This window comes from Methanophagales archaeon (assembly GCA_021159465.1).
GTDB lineage: Archaea > Halobacteriota > Syntropharchaeia > Alkanophagales > Methanospirareceae > G60ANME1.
In genome coordinates this window covers 1-2,898 of sequence record JAGGRR010000219.1, presented here as the reverse complement: position 1 = coordinate 2,898, position 2,898 = coordinate 1, and the positions used below count along the sequence as shown (strand labels likewise).

Genomic DNA, 2,898 nt, shown 5'->3' with positions numbered 1-2,898 from the left:
AGCCTTTGGACCTGGAATAAGCCCATTTATAGTCCTTATCTTTTAAATCTTCACTCTTATACTTCTTTCTGAACCTGTTAATATCCACCGTCAAATTGGTGGTATCTCTAATTATTATCGTTTTTACGCTCTTACGCTTTCCACAAACTGATACTGTAAACCTGCTTAGAAGCCTGTAAACTCCCCTAACTATGCTTTAGCCTTTAATTCGCTTATTACGAAGGTTATATCTCCTTCAAAGCACATTGCGTGTATCACGACCTTCAGCATCGTTATAGCTTCTCTTTTGATAGATTGGAGAGTGATATGATGATCTTTTGTGAATGGTTGATGGGGGGTAAAGGGGTTAAAACGCCATCTTTATACGCCAAATTAGCGCTCCATTCGCTCAGTTTCGGTCAGGTGCATTGCAAGGTCGTAAAATTCAAAGTCGTCATAATTATAATCGTCTCCGAGATGATGATGCGCAGTGTCTATATATAACCATTGCCGTGGCAGAAGCAAGTGGAATAGCCGCAAATAATAATAGTGCAATACATAATAAATCCTTCATCATAACTCACCTCCTCCTTCAACTTTCGATTTCCGTTTGCTCAACAAAATAATTGGAACTGCAACTATAATAAAGGCTATACCTGCTGACAGTGGTAATGACCTCTCCTCTATTACATCTATCAGCCACATATTCGATACACAAGCAGTAACCATTCCCGAGACAAAACCAATCACAGTTAATTTTCTATTTTTAGTGAATGCATACACCACGATTGCAATGATAAGTCCTGTAATAGAAGAGGGTAAAATAAAGAAGATAAAAAATAAAAAAAGGAAAAAACCAAACATGGATGTCTTCAAATCAAGCGTAACATTCGAATTATTAATTACAAGCGTTTTAGTGGCAGATTGTGGATTAAAAAAACCTGTATTTGAAGTTGCTTTAACATCATAAACGCCATTTGGAAGTTTTAGGGAATACGAACCGTTATTATCGGTCAGACATGAGCTTACAAGTTCGTCGGTCCCATGACGATAAACGCAGACGTATGCATTTGCAGGTTCGTTATCAATTTCAACTCTTCCTGATAGGACCCAACCTGTTTTTCGTATTCCTTTGAGTTTAAGGTTGAAGAACTCGAAATCGTCATAATTGCTGCCGTCCCTGTTGCTGCCCGAGGTTATTTTAATCGTGTTATCGCCAATCCTTAGCGGATTTGGGTCAAGCAAAGTCCAAAACTCGCTTGTTTCAAGCTCTGGAATAACATGAAGATTGAGTATGCCGACTTCTACATCGTTTATGTAAATTTTATCCAGATATTCCGTAGAATCATTGATTTCATACAGAGCATCAGGAACAACTGACTTTATCATCAAAATGAGTTCAGGCGACTCAAATTCTGAGTTCATGAAGAAAGTTTTTGTATATACCAACCCTTCCGGCTCTTTTGGAATCAAGTTCTCCTTAAAATCGTCTCCTAAATGGTGATGTGAATCGTCTCTGAAAATAATCTCCTCAGCAGGTGGTGGCGTATAAGTATATTCGAGATTGAAATCAAGCGAAACATTTGAGTTATTTATTGCAGTGGTTTTAGTATCAGAAGCACCCACCGTCGATGCCGTGATATCATAAACACCATTTGGAAGTTTGATTGAGTATGTGCCGTCTTCGTTACTCCCGAATGAACTTACAAGCCTCGCCCATTCTTTATTCTCGGTTTCATTATGATAAACGTCAATCCATGCAAATGCAGGCTTGTGGTTATAAGTAACCCTTCCAGAAAGCATCCATCCGGTTTTACGTATCCCTTTTAGTATGAGTCCAAAAAACTCGAAATCGTCATAATTGCTGCCGTCCCTGTTGCTGCCCGAGGTTATTTTAATCGTATTATTGCCAATTCTTAGCAGACCTGGGTCGACTGAAATGTATATGTATACATCGGCGGGTTCGTGTTCAGGAGTAGCATAAAAATTAAGTATGCCAACTTCTACATCATTTATGTAAACTTTATCCAGATATTCCGTAGAATCATTGATTTCATGCGGAGCAACAGGGACAACAGACTTTATCATCAAAATGAGTTCAGGCGACTCAAATTCTGAGTCCATGAAGAAAGTTTTTGTATATACTACCCCTTCAGGCTCTTTTGGAATCAAGTTCTCCTTAAAATCGTCTCCTAAATGGTGATGTGAATGGTCTGCTATAATATATTCGATTGCAGAGACCTGCGGTGATATCTCTATAAGTTGCGGCGTTAGCAGTGGACCTTGTTCTATCACGGGTTGTGCGATAACAACCGTCTGAAATATGCTTAAAACTGCTAAACCGAGCAAAATATATGCGATTTTATTTCCCATTTTTCACTCTCCTCCTCAAAAGATATGCCCCAATGAGCAATCCTGCCGAAGCAAATATTACTTCAAATCCTGGAACTCCTTTTTCTCCTTTCGCAGCACCAAAGCAATAGATTTTTTCACCTCCAGCTCCTGCGCCAACAAATACCTTTTCATCCGCAATTGCTATTGAGGAAATATATTTTTCAGGTTTATAACTCCAAATTTTTTTCCCTGTATCTGCATCTATGGCATGTAATTCACTATTAAAAATCACAAACACTTTTTCATCTGCAACTAGTGGATCAGTTGACATCACCATTCCGAGAAACCGATCCAACCATCCCCTCGGGTCATAACCCCTCCACAACAACTCCAGCTCATCTGGAACAGTTTCATTTGTGTAGCCGGTGTTGCGTGAATCGTGTCGAACCATTTGCCAGTCGCTTGCTGATGCTAAAGGGGCAACCAAAAACATCGCTGTTTGGTCTTGTGACAAATACCCCGCCATAAATCCTATTGCTCCGACAACAAATAGACCAGTTCCCAATACCAGGAACAATTCGCCAA

The 2,898-nt window shown here is 39.5% G+C and carries 3 protein-coding genes and 1 pseudogene; 1 reads left to right on the top strand and 3 read right to left on the bottom strand.

Annotated features, from left to right (window positions below):
• A pseudogene (locus J7J01_09430) lies at positions 1 to 282 on the bottom strand (IS5 family transposase).
• Between the two features lie 24 nt (positions 283 to 306).
• On the opposite strand from J7J01_09430, the gene J7J01_09425 reads away from it, so the two are divergent.
• On the top strand, positions 307 to 483 hold the full coding sequence (locus J7J01_09425) for a hypothetical protein (protein ID MCD6211084.1): 177 nt from the start codon (positions 307 to 309) through the stop codon (positions 481 to 483).
• Positions 484 to 552: 69 nt separating this feature from the next.
• On the opposite strand, the gene J7J01_09420 is transcribed toward J7J01_09425, so the two are convergent.
• The gene (locus J7J01_09420) at positions 553 to 2,352 is read right to left on the bottom strand and encodes a hypothetical protein (protein ID MCD6211083.1); all 1,800 of its coding nucleotides are present in this window, start codon (positions 2,350 to 2,352) and stop codon (positions 553 to 555) included.
• On the bottom strand, positions 2,342 to 2,898 hold a 557-nt coding region (locus J7J01_09415; GenBank protein ID MCD6211082.1), incomplete at its 5' end, for a PQQ-binding-like beta-propeller repeat protein. The genes J7J01_09420 and J7J01_09415, both read right to left, overlap by 11 nt.